The sequence below is a fragment of the Bradyrhizobium yuanmingense genome (genome assembly GCF_029167105.1).
Lineage (GTDB): Bacteria > Pseudomonadota > Alphaproteobacteria > Rhizobiales > Xanthobacteraceae > Bradyrhizobium > Bradyrhizobium yuanmingense_A.
This window is the reverse complement of the sequence record NZ_JARFML010000012.1, coordinates 98,571-120,964: the sequence shown is the minus strand read 5'-3', so window position 1 is coordinate 120,964 and position 22,394 is coordinate 98,571. Positions and strand designations below refer to the sequence as shown.

The following is a 22,394-nucleotide window of genomic DNA, read 5'->3' as shown; positions in this document are numbered from 1 at the left end:
ACGGCCATCATCGTGGTGCTGTGGGGGATCAAGATCTTCTACAGTGTGTGAACTGGCAGGATGCCCTGGTCGAACACGACCTTGCATCCCTTCCGCGGCGGCGGAAGTCTGCCGTTCAATCCCGCGATGCGCGAACTCTCACACGATCGGTGTCATCGCCCGGCTGATCGCACATAGCGCCTCTCACCGCTTCTCGATCACGAGGCTCTGCACTGCGCGGCCGAAATAGCCCTGACGGTCGGCGAGGCGTGACATCGCAAGGCCCGCGCCGTCGGGGCCGATCCAGGAATCACCGTCGAGCAAAATCCACTCGCCCACCGGCTGGCGCGCAAAGCTCACGGTGAGGTCGGCGTTGATGTAGGTCCAGGCGCGAAAATCGAGCGTCGAGGCGGTGCCGTTGGAGAAATCGGCGGCGACCACGGCGCGCATCGCCTGCGAGACGGCCTCGCCTTCGATCAGCGGATGGTCGACGCGAAACCAGATCGCGCCGGCGCCGGCCCGGCCGAAGCGGCCGCGCGCGGCTCGCATCGAGACCGATCGCACGAACGGGCTGGTGGCGGCGTGACCGTCCTCGACCAACGAATCCTCCGGCGAAGGCAACGTGACCGGAAGTTCCTCGACCTCGTCGGGCAGCGTCAGCGCCTGGCGCCTGATTTTGAGCACGGTGGCGCCGACCACCTGCACGCCGTCGGCGAGCAGCTTGATCCCGCAGAGCTGGATCTTGCGGCCCTCGCGCAAGACCTCGGTCGCGATCGTGAGCGGCGCCACCGGCACCGGGCGCATCAGATCGATGGTCACGCGCGCGACATCCATCGGCACCGCCGCAGGGATGCGCTCAGCCGCCCAAGTCACCAGCGATGCCGGTGCCGAGCCGTGCTGCATGCGCCGATCCCAGGGGCCGGCTGCATCGGGGCTGGTGACGACGTCGTTGCCGTCGACGCGGTAGATGGGGGGCATGCAGCACTCGATCTGGGTGCGATCACAACGGCGGATCGATCGCTTCGTCGTATTCCTTCTTGAAGCGCGCGATCAGCTCGGCCGCCGGCACGACCTTGTCGATGCTGCCGATGCCCTGGCCGCTTCCCCAGATCTCCTTCCAGGCCTTCGGCTTGGCGCGCTCGCCGGAGGCGTCGGTGCCGAAGTTCATCTTGGAGGGATCGGACGTCGGCAGATCGTCGGGATCCATGCCTGCGGCCAGGATCGAGGGCTTCAGATAATTGCCGTGCACGCCGGTGAAGAGATTGGAATAGACGATGTCGTCGGCGCTCGAGCCCGCGATCATCTCCTTGTACTTCTCGACCGCATTGGCCTCCCTGGTCGCGATGAAGGCCGAACCGATATAGGCGAAGTCTGCCCCCAGGATGCGCGCGGCGCGGATCGCCTTGCCGTTGCCGATCGCACCCGACAGCGCGATCGGACCGTCGAACCATTTTCGCGTCTCGGCCACGAAGGCCAGCGGCGAGATGGTGCCGGCATGGCCGCCGGCGCCGGCCGCGACCAGGATCAGGCCGTCGGCGCCCTTCTCGACCGCCTTGTGCGCGAATTTCTGGTTGATCACGTCGTGGAAGACGATGCCGCCCCAGCCGTGCACGGCCTGGTTCAGCTCCTCGCGGGCGCCGAGCGAGGAGATGATCATCGGCACCTTGTACTTGGCGCAGAGCTGCATGTCGTGGTCGAGCCGGTTGTTCGACTTGTGCACGATCTGGTTCACCGCAAACGGCGCCGACGGCCTGTCGGGATGGGCGCGGTCATAGGCCGCGAGCTCTTCGGTGATCCGCGCCAGCCATTCGTCCAGCAGCTCCGGCGGCCGCGCATTCAGCGCCGGAAACGAGCCGACCACACCCGCCTTGCACTGCGCGATCACGAGATCGGGCACCGAGATGATGAAGAGCGGCGAGCCGATCACGGGGATCGACAGGCGCCCCTTGAACAAGGCAGGCATGGACATTGCGGTACGATCCTCTCAGCCGGTCAAATTGAAGTTGGGAGCCATACCAACAAGGCAATCTTTCCACTGTCAAGTATTGCGTTTTGGCGCCGCAGCGGAGGCCATTGCCGCAATTCCAAGCAGCGGAATTCCTCACCCGTCATTCCGGGGCGAGGCGGAGCGTCGAGCCCGGAAACCATCGGGCGTCAGCACGCGCGGCGAAATGGATTCCGGGCTCGCGCTTCGCGCGCCCCGGAATGACAGCGACCGCCTACCCGATCAAATCCGGGTTGATCAGCCGCTCGAACGAGAACATCTCGTCCCACTTCTCCTGCGTCAACAGCTTGCGTTCGACCACGACGATCTGGTGCAGCGACTTGCCGCTCTTGTAGCCTTCGCGCGCGATCTCGGCGCATTGCTTGTAGCCGAGCAGCGGCTTCAGCACCGTGACGATGCCGAGCGAGTTCAGCACCATGTTGCGGGTGTGCTCCTCGTTGGCGGTGATGCCGACGACGCAATTCTCGCGCAGGCTGTTGACCGCGCGCTCCATGGTGCGGATCGAGAAGAACAGCGCGAACGAGATCACCGGCTCCATCACGTTGAGCTGGAGCTGGCCGGCGCTTGCCGCCAGCGTCACCGTGGTATCGAGGCCGATGACGAGGAAGCTGGTCTGGTTCACGACTTCGGGAATGACCGGATTGACCTTGCCGGGCATGATCGAGGAGCCCGGCTGAAGCTGCGGCAGGTTGATCTCGTTGAAGCCGGCGCGCGGGCCCGAGGCGAGCAGGCGGATGTCGTTGCAGATTTTCGTCAGCTTGCTGGCCGTGCGCTTGAGGACGCCGGAGAGCTGCACATAGGCGCCGGTGTCGGAGGTCGCCTCGACGAGATCGCCGGCGAGGATGAAATCGACGCCGGTGAGCGCACTGAGGTGCCGGACGGCGAGCTTGGGATAACCGACCGCCGCCGTGACGGAGGTGCCGATCGCGGTGGCGCCGAGATTGATCTCGCGCAGCAGCGCGCGCGCTTCAGAGATGCGGTCGACCTCCTCGCCGATCGTGGTGCCCCAGCCCCGGAATTCGGCGCCGAGCGACATCGGCACCGCGTCCTGCAGATGAGTGCGGCCCATCTTCAGGACCCGGTCGAACTCGCGCCCCTTGGCGAAGAAGGCTTCCTGGAGCTGGCGCAACGCAGTCATGTAGCTCTCGAGCCGCAGGATCAGGGCCAGCCGAAAGGCGGTCGGATAGGTGTCGTTGGTCGACTGGCCGTAGTTGACGTGATCGTTCGGACTGACGTGCTGGTAGTCGCCCTTGGCAAAGCCGAGCGATTCCAGCGCGAGGTTGGCGATCACCTCGTTGGCGTTCATGTTGGTCGACGTGCCGGCACCGCCCTGGATGAAATCGGTGACGAACTGATCCATCATGTCGCCCGCGATGACGCGGTCGCAGCCGAGGATGATGGCGTCCGCGACCTTGGCATCGATCGCGCCGAGGTCGCGATTGGCCATCGCGGCGGCCTTCTTGACGTAACCAAGCGCCTTCACGAAGTAAGGCTCCTGGTTCATCGGAATGCCGGTGATGTGGAAGTTCTCCTTACCCCGGATGGTCTGGACACCGTAATAGATGTCGTCGGCGATCTCACGCTGTCCGAGGAAGTCCTGCTCCGTGCGGCTCATGGGCGCTCCTTGGTTCTCGCGCGCCGGCCTTCAGTTCTGGCACAGCGCGCTGGTCACGAAAGTGTCGGTGCGGCAGTCGTCCGGTTTACGTTGCCGGCCCGGGATCAGGACCTTGGCCGAGCATTTTTCCGCGGAGTCGGCGTTCAGGCTCTTGCCTTCCTTGTAGCCCTTGCCCTGGCAGAGCTGGTCGGCCGCCTGCTTGCAGTCGGGCGCGCCGTTCGCAGAGACCGGACAGATCACGCGCCCCGACACCATGGTCGAGGGCTTGGCCAGCCGCGACAGGTCGTCCATGGTTTCACTGGGGCTTTTGATCGGCGGCAGGATCGAAGGCAGCTTGTCGAACAGCTTGCCCATTTCGTTGATCAGCCCGGGATTCTCCTCGCGCGCGGGCGGCGCCGAGGGAGCGGGCGTCGATGGCGACGGGCCGGCCTGCGCCCCCTGCTGCTGAAGGCCGAGCGCCGGCGCGGCGGATTGCGGCCGGGCCGTCCCTCCGGCAGCGAGCAGCACCAGCAGTGCTGTCGACATCAGCGTCCCATGCCGCGCCGCCGGATTGCCGGATCGAACCATCATGACGACAACCGTAGCCGAAGCCGGCGCGGCGGCAAAGCGCCGCGGCTCTAGATCAGCTTGATGGCGATAACGAAGCCGAGCACCAGCACGATCGCGCCGAGCGCGACCCACAATCCGAGATGCCGCTCGATCCTGACCCGGATCCAGTCGCCGTAGCGGTTGAGCAGGATCGCGACGACGAAGAAGCGTCCGCCGCGCGCGACGATCGAGCACAGGACGAACAGGAGGATGTTGTAGCCGGCAAAGCCCGAGGTGATGGTGACGAGCTTGTAGGGGATCGGCGTCAGTCCTTTGAGCAGGATGATGACCGCACCCCATTCCGCATAGGAGGCGCGGAAGGCGTCGACCTTGTCGGCGAGGCCGTAGACCTGGATCAGCCACTGGCCGACCGAGTCGAACAGCAGCGCGCCGATGGCGTAGCCGACGACGCCGCCGAGCACCGAGGTCACGGTGCAGACCGCCGCGTAGAGCCAGGCGCGCTGCGGACGCGCCAGCGACATCGGAATCAGCATCACATCCGGCGGGACCGGAAAGAAGGAGCTTTCGGCGAAGGAGACGATGCCCATGATCCAGAGCGCGTAGGGCTTGTGGGCGGCGTCGATGCACCAGTCGTAGATACGTTTCAGCATGGCGCCGCGATGAAGCACCATGGGACGGATTTGTCCATCGCCAGTTTTTGAGCGATTTGTGACGTTTCTAGTGGCGCTTGCGCGCGGCGCGGCCGTCGAGCGCGACAATAGGCCGCCGCGAGGCCATGCGCGGTGACGCAACTTTGGGCAATTTCGCCGGCGCCTTCGGCAGTTTCTCGGCAATTCCGAGCATGTCCTCCCGCCGCGTCATTTCCCGCCAGACGTCCTCGGGGCGTACGCCGGCCGAAGCCCACAGCACGGTGAGATTGTAGAGCAGATCCGCGCTTTCCCGGATCACGGCCTCGCTATCGCCATTGACCGCATCGATGACGACTTCGATGGCCTCTTCGGCCAGCTTCTTTGCCATTTTTGAGGGCCCACGCTGAAACAGCCGGGCCGTGCGCGATGTTGCCGGATCAAGGTCTCTGGCCGCGAGCACAGCCAGATATAGCCGCTCAAGCGAATCACTCATGGTACGCAAAACTACTCGAAACAAATGGCCGGCGTGTTAACACGCGACAAGATAAGCAAAAAACAGGCCGCCGCGGCAAGCGACGGCCTGTTCGTCGATCAGAATGGCCGATCGGTCAATAGCAGCTGTAGCCGGAATAGCCGTGGGCACAGGGGTTCTTGTAGCCGCCATAGGTGTAGCGGTTGCCCGAGTCGTAATAATAGGAACCATAGCCGGGGCCGCTGTAATAGGCCGGGCCGCCCTCGTAATAGTAAACCGGACCCGGATCATAGGCGTAGGCATTGCGGCTGGCTGCGATCGCGAGGCCGGTCGCGGCGAGGCCGAACATCGCGGCAGCAGCGGCGCCGCCACCACCGCCATGCCAATGACGACCGCCCGCGTAAGAGGCGCTGGGTGCAGCCGCAGTCAGGGCCACCACGGCGGCCGTGGCCAGAACGGCCTTGCGGCCGACGAACTTCGAAAGGCTGTCAAACATGATCTGGACCCTCCTTGGGACCTCGGATTGTGCCTGACGACAGGCTGATGTCTGTCAAACACTCACCACCTAAGTAGGTTCCCCAACCCCAACACAAGCTGAACGGGGTTGCGTAACGATGCCGCAAGCCCGCTCATCCGCCGTTCATGTTCGCGCGCGCACGTTCGTCGCAGGCCGGCGCTGCAAGCGTCACGAAACCATAACAATGCGGGGCCGGCGCGACCGATGTCCGGATTCAAGACGATCGCCCTTCAGTGCCTGCTGGCCCTTGCAATCGCGTTCGCGGTATCGACGGTGCGCGAAGCCATTGCGGCCGGGAGCGACACTCCCTCGACTGCCATCCATTTCACCTTCGACCGTCCCATCGATGCGAGCATGGCGCCATTCTTCCTTGCGGCGAAGGACGGCAGGTTCGGCGCCGAGCATCTCAACGTGTCCTTCAACGGCGCGAGCGGGTCGCCGGAGGCGCTCACACGGCTCGCCAAAGGCGACAGCGAGCTCGCGCTCGTCGACATCAACGAGCTGATACGCTTTCGTGACAAGGACGCCGCGGCGCCGGTCAAGGCCGTGTTCGTGCTGTTCGACCGCGCGCCTTACGCGATCGTCGCGCGCAAGAGCCGCGGCATCCGTCTCCTGCCCGACCTCGACGGCAAGACCGTCGGCGTTGCCGACGGCGATCTGTCGATGCGGCTGTGGCCGGCGCTGGCGCAGCAGAACGGCATCAAGGCATCGCACGTCAAATTCCACAAGATCAGTGCCGCGGTGCGCGAGCCGATCCTGTCCGCGGGACAGGTCGATGCCGTCGCCGGCCTCAGCTACCTCTCGGCGGTGAACCTGCGCGATCGCGGCGTGCCCGAAGCCGATCTCGTGGTGCTGCGCTATGCGGACTACGGCTGTGAGGCCTACGGCTTTGCCGTAGTGGCCAACACCGCCTTCGCCGCAGCGAAGCCGGACGCCGTGAAGGGCTTCATCCGCGCCTTGATCGCGGGCATCACAGCGACGGCCAGGGAGCCGGCGCGTGCGGCGGAGGAGGCCGCGAGCCGCATCGACGACGGCGATCGCAATTTGGAGCTGAAGCGCCTGCACGCGGTCCTTGCCGACAACATCCTGACCGACGAGGTCAAGCGCAACGGCCTCGGCGGCGTCGAGCCGGCGCGCCTGGAACGTTCGATCGATCAGATCGCGCAGGACTTCAAATTCCGCAAACGGCCGACGGCTCGCGACGTCTTCGATGGCCAGTTCCTGCCGCCGCTGCCAGAGCGGCTGATCAACTGAGCAAAACTGAAAGCTTGCGCTGTATCTCGCGGCGGTCCCTGCTTAGAATGTGGGCTCCGCCGTCACCGAGTCCCCCGCCCGCATGTTCATCCTCCGACTCTACACCCGCGTTCTCGAGTTGCTCGGCAAGGAGGCACGGCTGGGCTGGCTGCTCGCGGTCGCCAACCTCCTGCTGGCGGCATCCCAGTTCGCCGAGCCCGTGCTGTTCGGCCGGATCGTCGACGTGCTCTCGGGCAAGACCGTGGCCGGCTCGAGCTCGGCCTGGCCGTTCCTGGTCGCCTGGGTCGCGTTCGGACTGTTCACCATCGTCTGCAGCGCGCTGGTGGCCTTGCAGGCCGACCGGCTCTCGCATCGCCAGCGCCAGGCGGTGCTGACCGACTATTTCGAGCACATCCTGCAGCTGCCCTTGACCTTCCACTCCGGCACCCATTCCGGCCGGCTGATGAAGGTCATGCTGAACGGCACGGACGCGCTGTGGCGGCTGTGGCTCGGCTTTTTCCGCGAGCATTTTGCCGCGATCCTTTCGGTCCTGGTGCTGCTGCCGTTGTCGCTCTACCTGAACTGGCGGCTGGCGATCCTCTTGTTCGTGCTCTGCATCGTCTTCACGGCGCTGACCACCTTCGTGGTGCGCAGGACCTTCGGCATGCAGATGGCGGTCGAGGAGCACTACAGCGAGCTCTCCGCGCGCGCGTCGGATGCGCTCGGCAACGTCGCGCTGGTGCAGAGCTTCGTGCGCGTCGAATCCGAGGTCAAAGGGCTGCGCTCGGTCGCCGACGAGCTGCTGGCCGCGCAGATGCCGGTGTTGTCGTGGTGGGCGCTGGTCACGGTGATCACGCGCGCCTCCACCACCATCACAGTGCTCGCGATCTTCACCCTCGGCATCGCGTTGCACGACCAGGGCCTGACCTCGGTCGGCGAGATCGTGATGTTCGTGAGCTTCGCGACGCTGCTGATCCAGAAGCTCGAGCAGGTGGTCAGCTTCATCAACAACGTGTTCATGGAAGCTCCGCGGCTGCGCGAGTTCTTCAATGTGCTCGACGCCGTGCCCGCAGTGCACGACCGTCCCGACGCAATCGATGCCGGCAGGCTGTCGGGCCTCGTCGAGTTCAACGACGTCACGTTCTCCTATGACGGCAAGCGGCCGGCGATCGAGGACCTCACCTTCACCGCGCTGCCGGGCCAGACCATTGCGCTGGTCGGCCCGACCGGGGCCGGCAAGTCCACCGCGATTGCGCTCCTGCACCGCGCTTTCGATCCGCAATCCGGCGTCATCAAGATCGACGGCATGGACGTGCGCGGCGTCACGTTGACCTCGCTGCGACGGAACATTGGTGTCGTGTTCCAAGAAGCGCTGCTGTTCAACCGCTCGATCGCGGAGAACTTGCGCGTCGGCAAGCCGGATGCGACCGAGGCCGAGATGCGTAAGGCGGCGGAGCGCGCGCAGGCGCTGGAATTCATCGAGCGCAGCGGCGGTTTCGAGACCAATGCCGGCGAGCGCGGCCGCATGCTCTCCGGCGGCGAACGGCAGCGGCTCTCGATCGCCCGCGCCCTGCTGAAGGACCCGCCGATCCTGATCCTGGACGAGGCGACCTCCGCGCTCGACGCGGTCACCGAGGTCAAGGTGAACGCCGCTCTCGACGAAGTGATGAGGGGCCGCACCACCTTCGTGATCGCCCATCGCCTCTCTACCATCCGCAACGCCACGCGGATCCTAGTGTTCGAGAATGGACGGGTGATCGAAACCGGAACTTTCGATGAACTCGTGGCCAAAGGCGGCCATTTTGCGGAGATGGCCAAGGCCCAGTTCATGGTGCAGGAGAACGCACGGGCCAGCGTGACGGCCGCCGAGGCTGCCGCGACAGCTGTCAAATCCCCCTAGCAAGTCCCGAGAGGACCGTCGAAATTCGGCCTACTTCGTTGCGGAATACCGCGCCCAGCCCCCTATTCTCGACGCACCAGCCGGTATAGGTTTGCGACGCCGCAAGCGGCGGCGCTGGATTTCAGAACCGACAATCAGATCACGAGAACCGGCCGTATCGGGCGGATCTCCAAGGACCGGAATCGGATAGTGCACGCCCTTCGCCCGCTGCTTCGCAAATCCCTGTTCAACCTCTTCGCTGCGATGCTCGCCTGTGCCGCGATGCTCGCGCCGCGCACAGCGAGCGCCGAAGCGCTGCTGCTGATCGAGGCCGACAGCGGCAAGGTGCTGCAGGCCGAAAACGCGACCCTTCCCTGGTACCCGGCCTCCGTCACCAAGATCATGACCGCCTATGTGACGCTGAAGGCGGTCAAGGACGGCAGGCTGACGCTCGACACGCTGCTCACGGTGTCGCCGACCGCGGCCTCGCAATCGCCATCCAAGATGGGGTTCCGCCCGGGAACCCAAGTCACCGTCGACAACGCGCTGAAGATGATGATGGTCAAATCGGCGAACGACATGGCCGTGGTGCTCGCCGAAGGCGTCGCCGGCTCGGTCGACGGCTTCTCCGCGGTAATGAACGACACCGCGAAGAAGCTCGGCATGACGCAGACGAGCTACGTCAATCCGAACGGCCTGCCCGCCGAAGGCCAGATCACCTCGGCGCGCGACCTCGGCATCTTGGCGCGCTCGTTCCTGCGCGACCTGCCGGAATACGAGTACTTCGTGCACATCCCGGCGATCCGCTTCGGCAAGCGCGTCACCGGCAATTTCAACAAGCTGATCGGCCGCTACCCTGGCGCTGACGGGTTCAAGACCGGCTTCATCTGCGCCTCCGGCTACAACCTCGTCGCCTCGGCCACGCGCAACGGCCGCCGGCTGATCGCGGTGGTGCTCGGTGCGAACTCCGGCACCGCGCGCGCGGTCAAGGCGGCGCAGCTGCTGGAGCGTGGCTTCGCTCCGGACAACCTCACCTGGCTGCGCCCCTCGCTCGGCACGGTCGACAATCTCGTGCCGGTCGACGCCACGCCGCCGAACCTGCGCGACGAGATGTGCGGGCCTCACCGCAAGCGTCCGGCCAGCGACGACGACGGTGCCCTGATCGCGGCCAATGGCGCCACGTCCGGATCGGCCTCGACCACCGGCGGCGAAGCCCAGTTCACCTTCTTCACCGCCAGCCTCCAGCCGCCCATGATGAAGGCCTCCGAGCTGATGGCCTCGGCGCCGGCGGCCACGGAGCCTGTGCTGGTCTATACGGGCCCGACCCGCACCGGGACGGCGCTGATTGCAGCTGTCGCGGCCGATGCCGACCAGCAGACGGCGGCGTCCAAACCGCGTGGCAAGAAGTCGCGCGTCGCCAACAAGCCGGACGCTGCCGACAAGCCGGCAGATAAGCCCAAGGAGGCCAAGACAGCGGCCACGAAGCCCGACGCCAAGCAGGCTGACGGCAAGAGCGACGGCAAGACCGCAGCCAAACCGGCCGCAGCCAAGCCGGCCGGACCCAAGCATACCGCAGCCAAACCCGACGCGGCGAAACCTGCCGAAAAGCCGGCGGCAGCGGGCGACCAGACCCTCAAACCTGCCAAGCCCAAGGCAGCTACCAACCCCGCAGCGACCAACCCCGCAGCGACCAACCCCGCAGCGACCAAGCCCGCGGCCGCCAAGCCCCCTGCCAAGCCGGCCAACAACAGCTGACGTCCCTTCGGAGCTGATCGCGCCCGCGCTTCGCACGTGCGGCAGCGCCGTTTTGCGACGATTCCAGTAGCGACGCCCCGACCTTTGCCCTAAGCCACGACCGCTTGCCACCCGTTCCGGCAAGCTGGATACTGGCGGCAACGAGGCAAGCCCGAGAACAACGGGCCTTGGTCAATGAGGGGAGTCTTCCATGGAGCGCATCTGGCTCAAGCAATATCCACCCGGCGTGCCCGCCGATATCGAGCCGACGCAATACGCATCGCTGGTCGACCTGCTGGAGGAGAGCTTCATCAAGTTCGCCGACCGCAAGGCATTCATCTGCATGGACAAGTCGATCAGCTATCGCGACCTCGACCAGATGTCGGTCGCGCTTGCCGCTTACTTGCAGGGCCGCGGGCTGCAGCGCGGCGCGCGGATCGCCATCATGATGCCGAACGTGCTGCAATACCCGATCGCGACGGCCGCCGTGTTGCGCGCCGGTTTCGCGGTGGTCAACGTCAACCCGCTCTACACGCCGCGCGAGCTCGAGCACCAGTTGAAGGATTCGGGCGCCGAAGCGATCATCGTGCTGGAAAACTTCGCCCACACCGTCGAGCAGGTGATCGCGAAGACGCAGGTGAAGCACGTCATCGTCGCCAGCATGGGCGACCTGCTCGGCTTCAAGGGCGTGATCGTCAACCTCGTCGTCCGCCGGGTCAAGAAGATGGTACCGGCCTGGTCGCTGCCAGGCTCGGTCTCCTTCAACGACGCGCTATCCGCCGGCCGCGGCATGACGTTCAACAAGCCGAAGCTGTCGCCGGGCGACGTCGCCTTCCTGCAATATACCGGCGGCACCACCGGCGTCTCCAAGGGCGCCACCCTGCTCCACCGCAACATCGTCGCCAACGTCTTGCAGAACGATGCGTGGCTGCAGCCGGCGCTCGCCGCGCCGCCGCATGTCGACCAGCTCATGATCGTCTGCGCGCTGCCGCTCTATCACATCTTCGCGCTGACGGCCTGTTATCTGCTGGCTGTGCGTGCCGGCGGCTGCAACCTGCTGATCCCGAACCCGCGCGACATACCCGGCTTCATCAAGGAGCTGGCGAAATACCAGGTTAACACCTTCCCGGCCGTGAACACGCTCTACAACGCCTTGATGCACCATCCCGACTTCAAAAAGCTCGACTTCTCCAAGCTGAAAATCTCGAACGGCGGCGGCATGGCGGTGCAGCGCCCCGTTGCCGAGCAATGGAAGAACATCACGGGCTGCAGCATCGCCGAGGGCTACGGCCTGTCGGAGACGTCGCCTGTCCTGACCTGCAATCCGCCGACGGCGACCGATTTCGCCGGCTCGATCGGCATCCCCGTGCCGTCGACTTACATCTCCATCCGCGACGACGAGGGCAACGAGGTGCCGCTCGGCCAGGCGGGTGAGATCTGCGCCAAGGGTCCGCAGGTGATGTCGGGCTACTGGAACAGGCCGGAGGAGACCGCCAAGGTGATGACCGCGGACGGCTATTTCCGCACCGGCGACATCGGCGTGATGGACGAGAGAGGCTATATCAAGATCGTCGACCGCAAGAAGGACATGATCCTGGTCTCCGGCTTCAACGTCTATCCGAACGAGGTCGAGGAAGTCATCGCGAGCCATCCGGGCGTGCTCGAATGCGCGGTGATCGGCATCCCCGATTCCAAGTCGGGCGAAGCGGTGAAGGCCTTCGTGGTGAAGAAGGACCCGAACCTCACGGCGGATGCCGTGATCAAGTTCTGTCACGACCAGCTCACCGGCTACAAGGTGCCCAAGCACGTCGAATTCCGCAACGACCTGCCGAAGACCAATGTCGGCAAGATCCTGCGTCGGCAGCTGCGCGACGAGAAGAAGGCGGAGGCGGCGTAAGGCGCGCCTCCGTTCATGGCTGACGCCCACGACATCACGCCATCAGGCGTTCTCGCCTTCTGGCGAGAGGCCGGGCGCGAACGCTGGTACGAGCGCAGCGATGCTTTCGATGCGGAGATACGACGCCGCTTTCTCTCGCTGTGGCAGAGGGCGGCCGCTGGCGAGCTGGCGTCATGGGAGGCGAGCGACGACGGCGCGCTCGCGCTCGTCATCGTGCTCGACCAGTTTCCCCGCAACATGTTTCGCGGCACGCCGCAGGCCTTTGCCAGCGACGCGCAGGCGCGCGACGTTGTCCGCCGCGCCATCGCGCGCGGCGTCGATCGCAGAGTCGATCCCCTCCTGCTCGAATTCCTCTATTTGCCCTTCATGCATTCCGAGCACCTGGCCGACCAGTTGCACTGCGTCGCGCTGTTTCAAAACACCGACAATGCCGAAAGCCTGAAATACGCGCGCGACCACGCCGACATCATCGCGCGGTTCGGCCGCTTTCCCCACCGCAACCGTCTCCTCGGCCGCGACACCACCGAGGAGGAGCAGGCCTTCCTCGACGGCGGCGGTTTTGCCGGCTGATGACATCACGGTGAGGGCCACGGGGCCCTGCCGCTTTCCCCGCCGGCAATATTGTGCAGACCCGCCGCCCGGTCTAAAAAGCGGGACCGATTTTCAGGGAGACTGACGATGGCGATCCAGATTGGCGACAAGCTGCCCGAGGCGAAATTCCGCGTGATGACGGCGGAAGGCCCGCAGGTGAAGACCACCGACGACATCTTCAAGGGCAAGAAGGTGGCGCTGTTCGCGGTGCCCGGCGCCTATACCGGCACCTGCCACAAGATGCATCTGCCGAGCATCTTCCTCAACGCCTATGCCATGAAGGACAAGGGCGTCGACACCATCGCCATCGTCTCCGTCAACGACGCCTTCGTCATGAACGCCTGGAAGCGCGACACCGACCAGCGCGACGAGGCCGTCTTCCTCGCCGACGGCAATGCCGACTTCACCAAGGCGATCGGCATGGAGCTGGACGCCTCCGCCAACGGCCTCGGCATCCGCTCCAAGCGCTATTCGATGCTGATCGAGGACGGCGTGGTCAAGAAGTTGAACCTCGAGGCGATGCCCGGCAAGGTCGAGGTCTCCGGCGGCGATACGCTGCTCGGGCAGCTGTAAGACTCTGGTCATTCCGGGGCGCGCGCAGCGCGAGCCCGGAATCCATCTCACGTCACAACGCGTAAGGAATGGATTCCGGGCTCGCCCTTCGGGCGCCCCGGAATGACACCTACTCCCTCACCCGCTGCTGCAACCGCGCCTTGACGATGCCATCGCGCGCCAGCTGGTCGGCGCGCTCGTTCTCGGGGTGGCCAGCGTGGCCCTTGACCCAGTGCCAGCGGACCTCGTGCTGCTTCAGCGCGGCGTCGAGGCGCTGCCATAGCTCGACATTCTTCACCGGCTTCTTGTCGGCGGTGCGCCAGCCGTTGCGCTTCCAGCCGAAGATCCAGCCGGTGATGCCCTGCCGGACATACTGGCTGTCGGTGTAGAGATCGACCGTGCACGGTCTCTTCAGCGCTTCGAGCGCCGAGATCGCCGCCATCAATTCCATCTGGTTGTTGGTGGTGTGCGGCTGGCCGCCGTTCAGCTCTTTCTCCTTGTCGCCGAACTTCAGGATCGCGCCCCAGCCGCCCGGCCCCGGATTTCCCGAGCAGGCGCCGTCGGTATAGATCGTGACATTGGGTAGCTCGCTCACGCCACCAGCCCCGACGGGGTCAACCCATAATCGCGCACGCTCGTCACGCTCTGATGGAAGCGCAGCTTGCGGACATATTCGAGCGGATCCTTCGGCTTGACCAGCGCGCCTGCGGGCACGTTGAGCCAGTCGACCAGGCGCGTCAGCAGGAAGCGGATCGCAGCGCCCCGCGCCAAGAGCGGCAGCGCGGCCTCTTCGGCTTCGCTCAGCTTGCGCACGCGGCCATAGGCGTTGAGGAAGGCGCGCGCCTTGGTGACGTTGAAGGAATGATCCGGCTCGAAGCACCAGGCGTTGAGGCAGATCGCGACGTCATAGGCCAGCATGTCGTTGCAGGCGAAGGTAAAGTCGATGATCCCCGAGAGCTTGTCGCCGAGAAAAAAGACGTTGTCGTTGAAAAGGTCGGCGTGGATCACGCCTTCGGGCAGGTCGCTCGGCCAGACCCCGCTCGAGAGATAATCGAGCTCGGCGGCGAGGAAGGCGCGCAGCCCCGGCTGCACCTCGTCTGCACGATCCGAAGCCGCATCGAACAGCGGCCGCCAGCCGGCGACCGAGAGTGCATTGGCGCGCGGAACCGCGAAATTGGCGCCGGCCAGGTGCATCCGGGCCAGCCCCTCGCCGACCCCGGCGCAATGGGTCGCGTTCGGCTTGCGCGGCCAGACGCCTTCGAGAAAGGTGATGATCGCGGCAGGCCGGCCTGCGAGCTCGCGCAACGCCTCGCCGTCGCGTCCCCTCACGGGCAGCGGACAATTGACGCCGTGCTCGGCGAGGTGCGTCATCAGTCCGAGAAAGAACGGCAGATCGTTCTTCGCCACGCGCTTTTCGTACAGCGTGAGGATGAACGAGCCTTTGCTCGTGTGTAGCAGGAAGTTGGAATTTTCGACGCCCTCGGCGATGCCCTTGTAGGAGAGCAATTCGCCGAGATCGTATTGCTTCAGGAAATCCGCAAGCTCGTCGGCGGCGACGTCGGTGTAGACCGCCATCAAGGTCTACTCGGCGGCAGCTTCGGGGCGCACCTGACGCGGCAACGGGAAGAACTCGTTCTCTTCCGCGGCCGAGACCGTCTCCACGTGCAGCGTATAGCGCTCGGCGAAGGCGTCCATGATCTCCTCGACGATCACCTCCGGCGCGGACGCGCCCGCGGTGATGCCGAGGCTCTTGATGTTGCCGAACCTGCCCCAGTCGATGTCGGTGGCGCGCTGCGCCAGCACCGCGATCTTGCAGCCCTCGCGCTCGGCAACCTCGCGCAGGCGCTGCGAGTTCGACGAGTTGGGAGCACCGACCACGATGAGCGCGTCCACCACCGGCGCCACCTTCTTCACGGCGAGCTGGCGATTGGTGGTGGCGTAGCAGATGTCTTCCTTGTGCGGCCCGTTGATGTTGGGGAAGCGTTCCTTGAGCAGCGCGACGATCTCCGCGGTGTCGTCGATCGACAGCGTGGTCTGCGTCACGAAGGCGAGGTTGTTGGGGTCCTTCGGCGTGATGGTCTTGGCGTCCTCGGCGGTCTCGATCAGTGTCACGGCGCCGGGCGGCAGCTGGCCCAGCGTGCCGACCACCTCGGGATGGTGGGAATGGCCGATCAGGAAGATCTCGCGGCCGCGCTTGAAATGGATCGCGGCCTCGCGATGCACCTTGGTCACCAGCGGGCAGGTCGCATCCAGCGAGAACAGGTTGCGGGACTGGGCGTCGGCCGGAACCGACTTCGGCACGCCATGGGCCGAGAACACCACCGGGGCGGTGGTATTCTCCGGGATTTCGGCGAGCTCCTCGACGAAGATGGCGCCCTTCTTCTTCAACCCATCGACGACGTACTTGTTGTGCACAATCTCGTGGCGAACATAGACGGGGGCGCCGTACTTATCGAGCGCTCGTTCCACGGTGTCGATCGCCCGGACCACCCCGGCACAGAAGCCGCGAGGAGAACAAAGCACGATCTTGAGGTCTGGTTTGGCTGACATTGAGCGATCTCGGGACCGAATCACCCGTTCGCCTTCTGGCGGGGGCGGTCGATGGATGGAATTGGGCTTAAAACTGTCGGCTTGAACCCTACAGCGGTTCAAAGGGAATTGGGCCCCCTTTCAGGCGGTGTCAAGGCACTATCTATAGCAGAACCATTGCATGGCTACCCCCTCAAGGCTTATATAGCGCGAATTCCCTGTCATCGCTGATGACCACCGGTTTCGCCTCCAGAGGGGTGGGCGAAGCACAAAGGAGATTTGCCATGAGCAACGCACCTCTGATGCCCAAGGCGACCGCCGTTTGGCTGCTCGACAACACCGCGCTGACCTTCGACCAGGTCGCCGATTTCACCAAGATGCATCCCCTCGAGGTGCGCGCCATCGCCGACGGCGACGCCGCCCAGGGCATCAAGGGCATGGATCCCCTCTCCAATGGCCAGCTGACCCGCGAGGAGATCGAGAAGGGCGAGAAGAACCCGGACTATCGGCTCCGCCTTCAGGAGAGCAAGGTGGTGCTGCCGCCCCAGCCCAAGCGCAAGGGCCCGCGTTATACCCCGGTCTCGCGCCGCCATGAGCGCCCGAGCGCCATCCTCTGGCTGCTGCGCAACCATGCGGAGCTCAAGGACGCCCAGATCATGCGCCTGGTCGGCACCACCAAGAGCACGATCGCGAGCGTGCGCGACCGTACCCATTGGAACACGTCGGCTCTGACCCCGATCGACCCGGTCACGCTCGGTCTGTGCTCGCAGATCGAACTCGATTTCGAGGTGCAGCGCGCGGCGAAGGAAAAGCCGATCGACGCAGCCTATGGCGGCGCCACCCTGCTGCCGGCCTCCGAGACCACCCGCAAGGACGAGTACGAGCCCGCGGAGAAGTCCAGCGACGACCTCAACGTCGACGCCGTGTTCGCCAAGCTGAAGACGCTCGGCGGCAAGAAGCAGGAGGAAGAGGAGGAGTAATCCTCCTCTCGTCATTCGTTTCAAACGCAAAAAGCGCGGCAGGAAAACCTGCCGCGCTTTTGTTTTTGCGCCAGAGCCGGGCGTCGGGTCAGAACTTGTACGTCACGCCCGCGCCGACCAGCCAGGGATCGATATGCGCGGTGCCGGTGACCGGCAGGCCAGAAACGGTGGCGCTGTAGTTCGGGCGCAGCCAGAGCTTCTTGACGTCGACGTTGAGACCCCAGTGCCGGTCGATCATGTAGTCGAAGCCGAACTGGACCGCGCCGCCCCAGGCATTGCTGACATGCAGATTGGTGGTGGTGGCGACGATCGCGGGCGGTCCGACGATTGCGGCCGGCACGTTGGCGGCGGAATTGTTGAAGAACACGGTGTAGTTCACGCCCGCGCCGACATACGGCTTGAACGCGCCGAACTGGTCGAAGTGATATTGCAGCGTCAGCGTCGGCGGCAGCAGCGTGGTCTTGCCGATCGGCAGATTCGCGAGCGAGCCGGTGCCGCTGATCGAATGCCTGGTCACGCCCAGGATCAATTCGGCCGCGATGTTCTTGGTGAAGAAATAGCTGATATCGAGCTCGGGCACGACCTGGTCGCTGATCGACAGGCCCGAATTCGGCGACGACAGCGAAGGCACGCCGGCGACATTGACGGTACTCCCGCCCGCATCCGGCAATACGCCGAGCACCCGCAAGCGCACCATCCACGGATTGAACGCCTCCACCGGCACCGGCGCCTTCTTGTAGACCGGCAGATCTGCCGCCTGCACTGATGCAAAAGTGCCCACGAGCATCACGCCGAGCGTCGCGACCCGCGCCACGTTTCTTATCGTTCCAACCATTTTCAATCCCCTTCAACCATGTCCACGCGTCGTTGCGCGACATCAGCGTCAGAGCAGAAAGAGGATGGCGAAGGATTTGATGCCGATCAAACCAGGACTATCGCGACGCGATTTGGCCCCGGCGTTGCAGATGTGTCACGGAAAGCGCGAATGCGAAGCGGGTGGCGCGGCAGCATAGTGCCGTAGCTCACATCACGGCCGCACGGGATTGTTCAGCATGTACTCGCCGAGATCGCGCTGGCGGCGGTCGGCACGGGCGGTGGCGGCGTTGCGCTGGACGTCGCGGTCCTTGCGGCAGGCCACGTATTCCGGCGAGCCCTGCGCATAGCCCCGGCTCTGGCAGACGGCATCGTCGTCGTCGCCGCCCACCGCCACCGGATTCTGGTAGCGCGCCGAGCAGGCGGAGAGAGCGACGGCGAGCAGAGAGATTGCCCCATATTGCGCGAGTTTGGCTGACATTTGATCGTCCTGTCTCATTCGTCATTGCCGGGCTTGACCCGGCAATCCATCGAAATCATGGCAAGTGCTTGCTCATTGATGGATGCCCGGGTCAAGCCCGGGCATGACAGCAGGGCAAACTCATACCCGTCCCTTCAGCGCCTCGCCGATCTCGTCGAGTGCCTTGGGATCCTCGATCGTCGCCGGCATGGTCCAGGATTCACCATCGGCGATCTTCTTGATGGTCCCGCGCAAAATCTTTCCGGAGCGCGTCTTGGGCAGGCGGCCGACCGTGATGGCGAGCTTGAACGCGGCGACCGGGCCGAGCTTGTCGCGCACCAGCGCGACGATCTCCTTCTCGATCTCGGCGGGCGGGCGCTTCACGCCCGCCTTCAGCACCAGGAAGCCGCAGGGCACTTCGCCCTTGATCGCGTCCTTGACGCCGAGCACGGCGCATTCGGCGACATCGGGATGCGAGGCCAAGATCTCCTCCATGCCGCCGGTGGAGAGGCGATGGCCGGCGACGTTGATGATGTCGTCGGTGCGGCCCATCACGAAGACATAGCCGTCCTCGTCCTTGTAGCCGGCGTCGGAGGTTTTGTAATAGCCGGGGAATTCGCTCAAGTACGCCTCCTTGAAGCGCGCGTCCTGATTCCACAGCGTCGGCAGGCAGCCCGGCGGCATCGGCAGCCTGATGACGATCGAGCCCATGGTGTTGGGGCCGACCGGCTTTGCCGCTTCGTCGACGACATCGACCTGATAGCCCGGCATCGGCACCGTCGGCGAGCCGTGCTTCACGGGCAGCATGCCGAGACCGACCGGATTGCCGGCGATGCACCAGCCGGTCTCGGTCTGCCACCAATGGTCGATCACCGGTACCTTCAGCTGCTGCTCCGCCCATTCGACGGTCGGCGGATCGGCACGCTCGCCGGCGAGAAACAGCGTGCGGAATTTCGAGAGGTCGTACTGCCGGATGAATTTCCCTTCCGGGTCGTCCTTGCGGATGGCGCGGAAGGCCGTCGGCGCGGTGAAGAAGGCCACCGCCTTGTGCTCGGAGATCACGCGCCAGAACGCGCCGGCGTCGGGCGTGCCGACCGGCTTGCCCTCGTACATGATCGTGGTCGCGCCATGCAGCAGCGGGCCGTAGACGATGTAGCTGTGGCCGACCACCCAGCCGATGTCGGAGCCGCACCACCAGACCTCGCCCGGCTCGACGCCGTAGAGGTTGAACATCGACCATTTCACCGCGACGAGATGCCCGCCATTGTCGCGCACGACGCCCTTCGGCACGCCCGTCGTGCCCGAGGTATAGAGGATGTAGAGCGGGTCTGTCGCGGCGACAGGCACGCAAGCCGCGCGCTTGCCGTCGTTCAGCGCCTTGCGGCGCAGGCTGGCCCAGTCGTAATCGCGGCTCGGCGTCATCTCGCAGGTGAGCTGCGGACGCTGCAGCACGATGCAGGCCTTCGGCTTGCTGCTGGCAAGCTTGATCGCCTCGTCGAGCAGCGGCTTGTACTGCACGATGCGGCCGGGCTCGATGCCGCAGCTGGCGGACAGGATGAGCTTGGGCTGCGCATCGTCGATGCGGGTGGCAAGCTCTTTCGCGGCAAAGCCGCCGAACACCACCGAGTGCACCGCACCGAGCCGCGCGCAGGCGAGCATCGCGACCACCGCCTCCGGCACCATCGGCATATAGAGGATGACACGATCGCCCTTGGCGATGCCGAAATCCTGCATGATTGCGGCGAGCGCCTGGACCTCGTTCAGCAGTTCGGCATAGGTGAGCTTGGTGACCGAGCCCGTCAGCGGCGAATCATGGATCAGCGCGACCTGGTCGGCGCGGCCGCGTTCGACGTGGCGGTCAAGGGCGTTGTAGCAGGTGTTGACGACGCCGCCGGCGAACCAGCGGCCGTAGGTTCCTTGCGAGGGATCGAAGATCTTCGTCGCAGGCTCGATCCAGTCGATCTCTTTCGCCGCCTCGGCCCAGAAGCCTTCCGGATCCGCCAGCGAGCGCGCGTGGACCTCGTGATAACGACCTTTGCCCTGGATGTTCATTCCCGCGCTCCCGTTCCCTTTATTCACCTGGCTTGAACCTCGTGGCAGGACAGGCGCCCCGCCATGACCAGGATCAATTGCCGGCCTTGTTTGGAGCCATTTTCCCGGGAACGGGCCGCGGTTCAAGCTGAAAAGGATGGGTTTTTTGGCGGAGAGGCGTGAAGCTTGCGCGGCATCGGCAGTCGGCTCCCTCTCCCGCTTGCGGGGAGGGTTAGGGTGGGGGTGTCTCCGCGTTGGGATCGTGCAAAATTCATGAGGTCCCCAAGAGGAGAGAGCCCTCACCCGCCGCGCTCTCCGAGCGCGTCGATTTCTCCCGCAGGCGGGAGAGGTTACGGAACCAGCCGCAAGGCTTCAGCTCCTTCGCCTCTCAGCTCTCCATCGCGTTCAGCCGCTGCAAGCGGTCCTGCATGACCTTCTTCAGATCGTATCCGGGGCGGCGGAAGCTCGCATTGCGCGTCGTGAGGAACTCGCGCTGGGTCTTGCGCAGGTCGCTAGCGGAACGTCCTTTGGAAGCCCTCAGCACGCGTTCATAGGTCTCGGCGATCTGACGGTCGAGCACGCCGAGCTGCGGATCGGCGCAGATCACTTTCTCGACCTCGCGCTTGGCGGTGGCGCAGTTGAAGGACGGACCGCTATCGTCGGCCGAGCGCGCATGCATTGGGCCCGGCGACGCCGCGCCGAACCTGGCGATCTCGGCAATCATGCTGCGGCGGCCGTTCGCTGCATTCTCGTTGCCGGGATCCAGCTTCAGCGCCGTCTCATAATCGGCAAGCGCCTTCTTGCGCTCGCCCATCTTCTTGTAGAGCACCGCGCGGTTATTGTAGGTCTTCGCGAAATTCGGATCGAGCTTCAGCGCAGCCTCGTAGTCGCTCAGCGCCGCCCCGAGCTCGCCTTTGAACTGGTAGGAATCGCCGCGGTTGGTCAGGAAGTTGGCGCGCTGCTCCCGCCGGATCGCCTGGTCGTAGTCGGCAATCGCCTTGTCGTACTCGCCCATCGCAGCATAGGTCAGGCCGCGGTTGTCGTAATATTCCGGCACCTTCGGGTCGAGCCTGATCGCCTCGCCGTCGTCGGCGACCGCCTTGTCGAGCTGGCCGAGCTTCTTGTAGGCCGCGCCGCGATTGGTGTAGGTGCGCGCGCGGTTGGGATCGAGCCGCAGCGCCTCGTCGAAATTTCTGATCGCCTTCTCGTTGTCGCCGCCGAGATAATAGGCCACACCGCGGTCAGACCAGGCTTGCGCATCGTCCGGCTTCAGCTTGATCGCCTGGTCGTAATCGGCGAGCGCGCGGTCGAGACGGCGCTGATTGGTGTAGACGACGCCGCGCAACTCGTAGGCTTCGGCATCCTGCGGGTCGAGCTCGATCGCCTTGGTCAGATCCGCCGCGGCGCGATTGAGGTCGCCGCCGGCCTCGCGTAGGAGATCGCCGCGCACGCGCCAGGCCTTCGCGTTCTTGCCGTCGAGCGCGATGGCGCGGTCGAGATCCCGCAGCGCCTGTGACTGGCCTCCAAGGGTCTGCGCATTGGCTTCGGCGCGGACGACGAGGGCCGCGCTGCGTTCGGCGGCCGAATTGGCGGTCTGGTCGATGATGGCGCTGCACGCGGAGATCAACTCGGCCGGGGCGGCCTTGCTTCCCAGCACGCACTCGGTGCTCGCCGCGGCGGGAGCCGCGAGAACGAAACTCATGGCCGCGCCGAGAAAGAGGGCGCGAAGCGAGATTTTGGCAGGCGAAAGCGCTTGCGCGGAGGCGTGAGTGCCGCACATGACATTGGGCTCCGTGACGTCGGGTTCTCACCGTTGTCGCAGCTGGCAAGCGATGGGTTCAAACCGGGCCTGGGAGGGACGGAGCGCTGCCGGCTCTCCCTCGCCCCGCTTGGGGCTGGGACTATCGCATATGAGAGCTTTTCCCTGCA

21 protein-coding genes are annotated in these 22,394 nt (G+C 65.0%); 7 read left to right on the top strand and 14 right to left on the bottom strand.

Annotated elements, in window-relative coordinates; translation table 11 throughout:
- Window positions 1-183: 183 nt before the first annotated feature.
- The 7 genes from P0R31_RS17665 to P0R31_RS17635 form a co-directional block, all read right to left on the bottom strand.
- Window positions 184-957 carry a thioesterase family protein gene (locus P0R31_RS17665; protein ID WP_275515166.1) on the bottom strand — a complete coding sequence of 258 codons (774 nt, stop codon included), beginning with the start codon at window positions 955-957 and terminating at the stop codon, window positions 184-186.
- Between the two features lie 22 nt (window positions 958-979).
- Window positions 980-1,948, bottom strand: a complete 969-nt coding sequence (locus tag P0R31_RS17660) for an NAD(P)H-dependent flavin oxidoreductase (protein WP_275515165.1) — start codon at window positions 1,946-1,948, stop codon at window positions 980-982.
- A 250-nt stretch (window positions 1,949-2,198) separates the two neighbouring features.
- Window positions 2,199-3,599 (bottom strand): aspartate ammonia-lyase, encoded by a 1,401-nt coding sequence (locus P0R31_RS17655; RefSeq protein WP_275515164.1) that lies wholly within the window; start codon window positions 3,597-3,599, stop codon window positions 2,199-2,201.
- A gap of 30 nt (window positions 3,600-3,629) precedes the next feature.
- Complete coding sequence (locus P0R31_RS17650; protein ID WP_275515163.1) at window positions 3,630-4,169, bottom strand: hypothetical protein; 540 nt, start codon at window positions 4,167-4,169, stop codon at window positions 3,630-3,632.
- 47 nt (window positions 4,170-4,216) lie between these two features.
- Window positions 4,217-4,819 carry a YqaA family protein gene (locus tag P0R31_RS17645; protein WP_275515162.1) on the bottom strand — a complete coding sequence of 201 codons (603 nt, stop codon included), beginning with the start codon at window positions 4,817-4,819 and terminating at the stop codon, window positions 4,217-4,219.
- A gap of 46 nt (window positions 4,820-4,865) precedes the next feature.
- A complete protein-coding gene (gene hisE / locus P0R31_RS17640; protein WP_275515160.1) occupies window positions 4,866-5,270 on the bottom strand; it encodes a phosphoribosyl-ATP diphosphatase in 405 nt (134 codons plus the stop codon).
- Between the two features lie 115 nt (window positions 5,271-5,385).
- Window positions 5,386-5,745, bottom strand: coding sequence for a hypothetical protein (locus tag P0R31_RS17635; RefSeq protein ID WP_275515159.1), 360 nt, complete (start codon window positions 5,743-5,745; stop codon window positions 5,386-5,388).
- A 225-nt stretch (window positions 5,746-5,970) separates the two neighbouring features.
- Between P0R31_RS17635 and P0R31_RS17630 the strand changes: the two genes are divergently transcribed.
- The 6 genes from P0R31_RS17630 (at window position 5,971) to P0R31_RS17605 (ending at window position 13,673) form a co-directional block, all read left to right on the top strand.
- Entirely contained in the window at window positions 5,971-7,020 is a 1,050-nt protein-coding gene (locus P0R31_RS17630; RefSeq protein ID WP_275515158.1) for an ABC transporter substrate-binding protein, read from the top strand.
- Between the two features lie 82 nt (window positions 7,021-7,102).
- Window positions 7,103-8,899, top strand: a complete 1,797-nt coding sequence (locus P0R31_RS17625) for a glucan ABC transporter ATP-binding protein/ permease (protein WP_275515157.1) — start codon at window positions 7,103-7,105, stop codon at window positions 8,897-8,899.
- A gap of 189 nt (window positions 8,900-9,088) precedes the next feature.
- Window positions 9,089-10,633: a D-alanyl-D-alanine carboxypeptidase family protein gene (locus P0R31_RS17620; protein ID WP_275515156.1), complete on the top strand. Its 1,545-nt coding sequence runs from the start codon at window positions 9,089-9,091 to the stop codon at window positions 10,631-10,633.
- A 190-nt stretch (window positions 10,634-10,823) separates the two neighbouring features.
- Window positions 10,824-12,509, top strand: coding sequence for a long-chain fatty acid--CoA ligase (locus tag P0R31_RS17615; protein ID WP_275515155.1), 1,686 nt, complete (start codon window positions 10,824-10,826; stop codon window positions 12,507-12,509).
- Between the two features lie 15 nt (window positions 12,510-12,524).
- A complete protein-coding gene (locus P0R31_RS17610) occupies window positions 12,525-13,079 on the top strand; it encodes a DUF924 family protein (protein ID WP_275515154.1) in 555 nt (184 codons plus the stop codon).
- Window positions 13,080-13,187: 108 nt separating this feature from the next.
- Window positions 13,188-13,673 carry a peroxiredoxin gene (locus P0R31_RS17605; RefSeq protein ID WP_028180275.1) on the top strand — a complete coding sequence of 162 codons (486 nt, stop codon included), beginning with the start codon at window positions 13,188-13,190 and terminating at the stop codon, window positions 13,671-13,673.
- A gap of 109 nt (window positions 13,674-13,782) precedes the next feature.
- Here P0R31_RS17605 and rnhA read toward each other — a convergent pair whose 3' ends face one another.
- From rnhA to ispH, 3 genes are read right to left on the bottom strand one after another with little or no spacing between them, the layout of a single operon-like run.
- Complete coding sequence (gene rnhA, locus P0R31_RS17600; RefSeq protein WP_057028258.1) at window positions 13,783-14,247, bottom strand: ribonuclease HI; 465 nt, start codon at window positions 14,245-14,247, stop codon at window positions 13,783-13,785.
- Window positions 14,244-15,227, bottom strand: coding sequence for a homoserine kinase (locus P0R31_RS17595; protein WP_275515153.1), 984 nt, complete (start codon window positions 15,225-15,227; stop codon window positions 14,244-14,246). The genes rnhA and P0R31_RS17595 overlap by 4 nt, the downstream gene beginning before the upstream one ends.
- A 6-nt stretch (window positions 15,228-15,233) precedes the next feature.
- Window positions 15,234-16,202, bottom strand: coding sequence for a 4-hydroxy-3-methylbut-2-enyl diphosphate reductase (gene ispH / locus P0R31_RS17590; RefSeq protein WP_157283056.1), 969 nt, complete (start codon window positions 16,200-16,202; stop codon window positions 15,234-15,236).
- A gap of 263 nt (window positions 16,203-16,465) precedes the next feature.
- Between ispH and P0R31_RS17585 the strand changes: the two genes are divergently transcribed.
- Window positions 16,466-17,161, top strand: coding sequence for a DUF1013 domain-containing protein (locus P0R31_RS17585; RefSeq protein ID WP_275515152.1), 696 nt, complete (start codon window positions 16,466-16,468; stop codon window positions 17,159-17,161).
- Window positions 17,162-17,249: 88 nt separating this feature from the next.
- Here the strand turns inward: P0R31_RS17585 and P0R31_RS17580 are convergent, their stop codons facing one another.
- From P0R31_RS17580 to P0R31_RS17565, 4 genes are all read right to left on the bottom strand, one after another.
- The gene (locus P0R31_RS17580) at window positions 17,250-17,996 is read right to left on the bottom strand and encodes an OmpW/AlkL family protein (RefSeq protein ID WP_275515149.1); all 747 of its coding nucleotides are present in this window, start codon (window positions 17,994-17,996) and stop codon (window positions 17,250-17,252) included.
- A 192-nt stretch (window positions 17,997-18,188) separates the two neighbouring features.
- Window positions 18,189-18,455, bottom strand: coding sequence for a hypothetical protein (locus P0R31_RS17575; protein ID WP_275515148.1), 267 nt, complete (start codon window positions 18,453-18,455; stop codon window positions 18,189-18,191).
- 120 nt (window positions 18,456-18,575) lie between these two features.
- On the bottom strand, window positions 18,576-20,486 hold the full coding sequence (locus P0R31_RS17570; RefSeq protein WP_275515147.1) for a propionyl-CoA synthetase: 1,911 nt from the start codon (window positions 20,484-20,486) through the stop codon (window positions 18,576-18,578).
- A 367-nt stretch (window positions 20,487-20,853) separates the two neighbouring features.
- A complete protein-coding gene (locus tag P0R31_RS17565) occupies window positions 20,854-22,245 on the bottom strand; it encodes a tetratricopeptide repeat protein (protein WP_275515146.1) in 1,392 nt (463 codons plus the stop codon).
- Between the last annotated feature and the right edge of the window lie 149 nt (window positions 22,246-22,394).